The sequence below is a fragment of the Lapidilactobacillus mulanensis genome, from assembly GCF_003946215.1.
GTDB classification, from domain to species: Bacteria; Bacillota; Bacilli; order Lactobacillales; family Lactobacillaceae; genus Lapidilactobacillus; species Lapidilactobacillus mulanensis.
On record NZ_RHOW01000068.1, the window covers coordinates 1 to 5,813 of the forward strand.

Here is a 5,813-nt window from a genome sequence, read left to right on the forward strand (position 1 = left end):
TTTAAATTAGCCAAGGGTCTACGCTTCTTGATCACGCCAAACCTTTTTGTCTGGCACTTGTTGCCATGGCAAATAGACCGCCAATTCTTCCTCAGTTGGAAAAACGGGTAGTTGCCCTAATTGATTAAGCAGATATTCGAGATATTGCCGTGGATCCAATCCATTAGCCTTCGCAGTTTCAATCAAGGTCAGCCAAATCGCATTAGCCTGTGCCCCTGCGGGACTGGTGGCGAAAAGCCAATTCTTGCGCCCAATCACGAAAGACTTCACATTTCGTTCAGTAGCGTTATTGCTTAAATCAATCTCGCCATAATCCAGCACACGATTAAGCATAGACCGTTGGTTTTGGGCATAGGTCAAAGCACGACCTAAACGTGATTTCGGGGTGGCCACCGCTTGATCACACCACTGCCAAAATTGCTTGATCACTGGCTTTAATTGTTCCTGGCGCAGTTCTTTGCGCTTGGTTGGTGTTAGATCACGCCAGCCCCGTTCTAGGTGAAACATTTGATCAAGCAATTTTACGGGTGGCGTTATCGTCGGTTGCCCCTTGATCTTGCAGGCATCATCGAAGAATTTTCGCCGCACATGCGCCCAACAACCGACCCGCGTCACCGTCGCGCCCAGTAGATTATAGCCAGAATAACCGTCACATTGTAGGACACCCGTAAAATCACCATAAAGTTGTTGGGCAGTTTTGCCGGCACGATTGTCGCTATACGTATAATAGACAACTTGATGCGCAGCTAAGCGAATACTCCGAGCAATCCAGATATAAGACTTGCTTTGCGCGGTTTTACCCACCTCACGCAAGACTTGAAACGGTGTTTCATCGCCTTGCAGGTAAGGTTGCGTTAATAATTGTTCGTGCAGTAACGTATACAGCGGTTGAACGATCGTCGCTGCTTTGATCACCCAATTCGTCATGGTCGTTTCACTTAAAATCAAACCAGCCCGCCGCCAGGCTTTCATTTGACGATAAAGTGGTGTCCCTAAGGCATATTTTTGGTACAACAACTCAGCGACTAACGATGAGGTCGCTAAACTATGGGGGATCAGCGCCTGCGGCGCAGTCCCCTGATATAAGTGGGAAACGCCATCATTCGTTTCACAAGCGGCACATTTATACGTTTGTTCAAAGATTTGTTCGCGATAGAGGCGACCAGGAATTTGATGCACGACTTCACGCACAAAGTGCTTGCCCACTGGTATCAGTTGATGACCATGATCGCAACTCAAGTTCTCGCGGCAGATCACGGTGGTCTCGATCGGTAGATTGGGATCAACCGATTCGCAACGCTTACGCTTTGGCTTATGGACGACTGTTGTTACTGTCGTTTCGCTTTGGTTCCCAGTTTGCTCTGGGTCGGTAAAAACCCCATTGTCATCTGCCAATAGGGATAACTGGTTAGGATCAGTTATTTTTTCCGAATGCTTGCCAAAAAGTTGGCGCTGAAAAAAGGCGACTTCTTCCGTCAAAGTTTGGACAGTTGCGGTCAAGGCCTTTATTTCTTTGAGTAACTCACGATTCTGCGCTTGGGCTTGCTTAAGTTGTTCGACGGTCGTTGCCATGGAATCGCCTTCATTCACTAGGATTGTCCTGAGTGTACCATGATTAGTCAGCTAGGCCTAGCTTTTTTTGGTCGGTTGGTCTGATGCACGGTTGCTTCAAGCCCCCAGCCAGATAATAAACATTGTAATTGTTTGGCGTGTAGTCGTTTCACCTCATTTTGATTGGTTGGCCACTGCAGGCGGCCATTTTCGATTCGTTTATAAAGTAAGAGAAAGCCATCACCGGCCCAATATAGGGCCTTAAAACGATCTTTACGGGTACCGCAAAAAAGAAATAACGCCCGGCTGTAGGGGTCAAGTTCATACTGATCAGTGATCGTAGCGGCTAAACCATCGATTCCACGCCGCAAGTCAGTTTTGCCACAAATCAAATAAATACCCTTGAGTTGGCGTAAATCAATGAGCATCAGTGAACACCGCCTTGACTAGGGCGTCTAAAATATATCCATTGATATGATTGTAAACAATGATTGTTTCGTGTTCATTACGTTTGATTTGAAAGGCCTTTGATATTGGACTTGGCTGTCGTTGACCGTCGTCCAGCTTAACTTGAACGATTTCCGGTTTATTGAGCATAAAAACGGACTAACATTAGTGGTGAATCATGATTCGACGGAATCGTGGTTCACCACTTTGCTTTTTTCTGGTAAAGTGGTGTCGAAGTTGACATGTCGTTGTGGTCTTTGGCGCTTTGACGTCGTAATAAAAACTGGCAACTTCGCTTGATCCACCAATAAACTCGTTCGAAGTCCGTTGACGCTTGACGCCGTGTATTGAAAATTGGGCTGAGTGAATCGGTGAAACAACTTCAAAAGGTGGTGCATTAGTTTGGAATGTATATTTGGAATTGATGTCAGTAAGGCAACAGCTAACGTGGCGGTCCTAGTTGATGACAGTGTTGTTAAACAGTTTATAGTGGCTACTGATCGGGGCGGTTTTCAAACGCTTAGCGATGAACTCAATAGCTTTAAATCGCCATTGATCATTTTTGAGGCTACCGGAATATATTCGCGGCCATTGCGTGCATTTCTCCAGCGTGATGGTTGGCAATATACCGAGATCAATCCGCTGGCCGCAAAGAAAGCGATGGATAGCTTGCGGAATAACAAAACCGATGCATTAGACGCAATCGGATTAGCGCGTGCAATGGCCAAAAATCACTACAAGGCCACATTTCAAGAGCAGCCAGTCTACACTGAGTTGCGTGACTTAGAACGGACCTATCAGCAGCATAATGAAGATCTCGTGCAAAACAAGAATCGGCTGCATCGTGAACTACAATTGACCTTTCCTGAAATCGAACAATTCTTAAGCAAGACTGATGGCAGCTTGTATTGGCACATCGTTGAACGCTTTCCACACCCACAATTAGTGTTAGGGTACGATGTCAATGAATTAGCTGAGATTATCCTAGCTGAAACACCGAAGAACATGGGTCAGAAGCGTTCAATCCGTCTAGCCCAGCACTTAATTGACCTGGCCCAGCAGGCAGCCCCTGCCGTTACACAAAGCGCTTATGCGGTTAAAGCGGTCACAGCCTTAGCCAAGGACGTTGAACGTATTGACGGCCTGAAGGCCGAGACGATTACTGAGATGGCCAATGTGGCTAAGAATCTATCTGAAGTTAAATTACTGATGACGATTCCCGGTATTGGTGAGAAGACGGCATTATGTTTGATTGCGGAACTCGGCGATGTCCGGCGCTTCCATAGCGCTAATGCCATCAATGCCTATATCGGCATTGACTTGATCCTCTATGAGTCTGGTCAGTATCAGGCTGGTATGCATATCCGTAAGCGCGGAAACGCCTATGCGCGGAAGATCCTCTACAAGGCGATTATGAATATCGTATCAGTAGCCCAATATCATCCGACCCGGATCAGTACTACCTACAAACGAAAAAAGCAATCCGCTCAGTCCAAAAAGAAAACGACTAAGAAGATTGCCATCGCAGCAATGAGTCAGTTCAACCGGCTCATGCGCCACCTGATCTTAAACAATGAGGCATATGATTCAACGACGTTCACGCCAGAACAGTAAATCATTGCTCATTTAGCTCTATTATAATCCCAGCGCCACAAACGTAAAATACCTGGGATCAATTTAATATACCCTAAAATACTATTTTTAGATTGGCTACTACCAATATTGCCGCTTTGATCTGGGTAAAGAAAAAAGAAAGCTGATTATATCAACTTTCCCTTGACTAATGGTAGAAAACACCTCACCATTTCTTATGATGAGGCTATCATACCGCGGCCGATACGCTATTTATAGTCGGTCTGTTATTGGGTGCTTACAGAAAAAATTGTTCCTGTATCACTTAATCGTAAGCAGTAAATAATACACCGTTTAAGAAAGGCAAACCGACTTATCAATTTTGAGAAATCGGTTTGCCTTTTATGTTATACAACTATTTTTGGCTCTAACTTACTTGTTGATGCTATGCTTTCAGCTTACTGGCATGTTCCTTGGATAATTCCATGGTAAATAATCCTCTAGCGGAGCCAGATCGGCGAAACTAGGGTGTTGCGGCATTGCTTTTAATAAATAGGTGACATAGGCTCGCGGATTGAGCCCGTTAACTTTGGCACTTTCAACTAAAGTTAACCAAATCGCCGTTGATCTTGCACCCGCTTGACTGGTACTGAAAAGCCAATTCTTGCGACCAATCACCAGGCTCTTCATATTGCGCTCCGCCGCGTTATTGCTCCAGTCCATTTGGCCAATATTAATTAGTCGCTCTAAAGTAAATCGTTGATCGATCGCATAAGTAATGGCTTTACCTAAACGTGATTTAGGCAACACTTCGGCTAAATTGATCCACTTCCAGAAGCGCTTTAGTAATTGACGCACCCGGGGTGAAAAGTGTTGCCATTGACGTTCCAAGGTGAACATCTCGCCAATTAGCCTCAAGGGAACACTATTAATCAGCTCACCATTAACTTGAGCGGCATCGTAAAATTTACGACGTACATGCGCCCAACAACCGACCCGGGTAACGCTATTCTCTAGCAGATTATAGCCACCATAACCATCACACTGCAGGATTCCCGTAAAGTTCTGATATAACTTTTGCGCAAAAGTTCCTGAACGTGTATTGCCATAAGCATAGAAAATGATTTGCTGCGGACTTTGTTTCACCGTCCTTGCCACCCACATATATGATTTGGCAGCCGCTGTTTTACCAGGCTCGCGTAACACCTGCATCGGTGTTTCATCACCCTGTAAATAACGTTGGCTATTGAGCCGCTGCTGTAATAAGTTATAAATGGGTTCGACCAACTGACTCGTTTTGATGATCCAATTTGAGATCGTTGCCTCTGATAACACGATACCCAAGCGCTGCCAATCTGCTAACTGGCGGTATAGTGGTGTTGCCAATAAAAATTTTTTATGAATGATCTCCGCGACCAATGAAGCTGACGTGAGACTGTGCGGAATTAAAGCGGCTGGCGTCTGAGCCTGCACCAAATGAGCGCCGCCATCTTCAAGCTCACACTCGGAACACTTATAGGTTTACATATAAATATGTTCCCAATAAAGTTTGGCCGGAATGAAATGCACCTCTTCACGAACAAACTTTTTCCCAACGGTATCAACTCGTGCCCATAGGCACATTGTTGCGTCGGTAGATCAATAACCATTTCTCTTACTGGTAAATCACGACTTAGGGTTTCTTGCCGTGTCTTTTTGCGCTTTTTCTTTGCCGGTACTTGATCTGGCGTCACTTTGTTGACCAGGTTGCTCTGGCGTGATAAAAACACCGTCATTACCTTCTAATAGTGCCAGTTGGTTAGGATCAATTTGTTCTGATTTCTGACCGTAAATTTTTTTAGTCAAGTATACAACCATTTCAGTTAGTTCCGCAACTTGCTTACGTAGCGCCATAATTTCTTCTTCGGGTGTCATTATCTTTATCCACTCAATCCGTATTTGTTGAATTGAGTTTACCACGTCTTACACTAATTTGGGTGTAGCTATTTTTCTTCTTTCATGTCCATACGGACACGTTTGATGAGTTGTCGTGTCTAATGACCAACCACTGAGCAATTGTGCCAACTGTTTAGAATTTAATTTACGGAGTGCATTCTGATCAGTCGGCCATTGAAGTCGACCGTTTTCGATTCGCTTATAAAGTAATAAAAAGCCAACCGTCCCAAAATAAGGTCTTATGCGATAATCCCTTTATGGTTGTCAGATGAAATACAATAATTCATCTAACAACTATGGAGGGATTT

The 5,813-nt window shown here is 44.7% G+C and carries 6 protein-coding genes and 1 pseudogene; 1 reads left to right on the top strand and 6 read right to left on the bottom strand.

The genetic code is table 11. The annotated features are described in order from the left end of the window. Window positions 1-18: 18 nt before the first annotated feature. Genes tnpC (EKM67_RS10185) through EKM67_RS10195 form a run of 3 tightly spaced genes read right to left on the bottom strand, consistent with a single transcriptional unit; the run spans window position 19 to window position 2,148 of the window. Entirely contained in the window at window positions 19-1,572 is a 1,554-nt protein-coding gene (gene tnpC, locus EKM67_RS10185; protein ID WP_125578885.1) for an IS66 family transposase, read from the bottom strand. 47 nt (window positions 1,573-1,619) lie between these two features. After that, window positions 1,620-1,979 (bottom strand): IS66 family insertion sequence element accessory protein TnpB, encoded by a 360-nt coding sequence (gene tnpB, locus EKM67_RS10190; protein ID WP_125578886.1) that lies wholly within the window; start codon window positions 1,977-1,979, stop codon window positions 1,620-1,622. Further along, window positions 1,969-2,148 carry a hypothetical protein gene (locus tag EKM67_RS10195; RefSeq protein WP_010009368.1) on the bottom strand — a complete coding sequence of 60 codons (180 nt, stop codon included), beginning with the start codon at window positions 2,146-2,148 and terminating at the stop codon, window positions 1,969-1,971. Before EKM67_RS10195 ends, tnpB (EKM67_RS10190) begins: the two co-directional genes overlap by 11 nt. A 252-nt stretch (window positions 2,149-2,400) precedes the next feature. On the opposite strand from EKM67_RS10195, the gene EKM67_RS10200 reads away from it, so the two are divergent. Then, window positions 2,401-3,612, top strand: coding sequence for an IS110 family RNA-guided transposase (locus EKM67_RS10200; RefSeq protein ID WP_125553116.1), 1,212 nt, complete (start codon window positions 2,401-2,403; stop codon window positions 3,610-3,612). 411 nt (window positions 3,613-4,023) lie between these two features. Here EKM67_RS10200 and tnpC (EKM67_RS10205) read toward each other — a convergent pair. From tnpC (EKM67_RS10205) to tnpB (EKM67_RS11030), 3 genes and pseudogenes are all read right to left on the bottom strand, one after another. Further along, window positions 4,024-5,076 (bottom strand): annotated as a pseudogene (tnpC, locus tag EKM67_RS10205) (IS66 family transposase); the annotation flags it as partial. Between the two features lie 159 nt (window positions 5,077-5,235). Then, entirely contained in the window at window positions 5,236-5,484 is a 249-nt protein-coding gene (locus EKM67_RS10920) for a transposase (RefSeq protein WP_225417372.1), read from the bottom strand. Between the two features lie 48 nt (window positions 5,485-5,532). Beyond that, complete coding sequence (gene tnpB / locus EKM67_RS11030; protein WP_125553154.1) at window positions 5,533-5,748, bottom strand: IS66 family insertion sequence element accessory protein TnpB; 216 nt, start codon at window positions 5,746-5,748, stop codon at window positions 5,533-5,535. Between the last annotated feature and the right edge of the window lie 65 nt (window positions 5,749-5,813).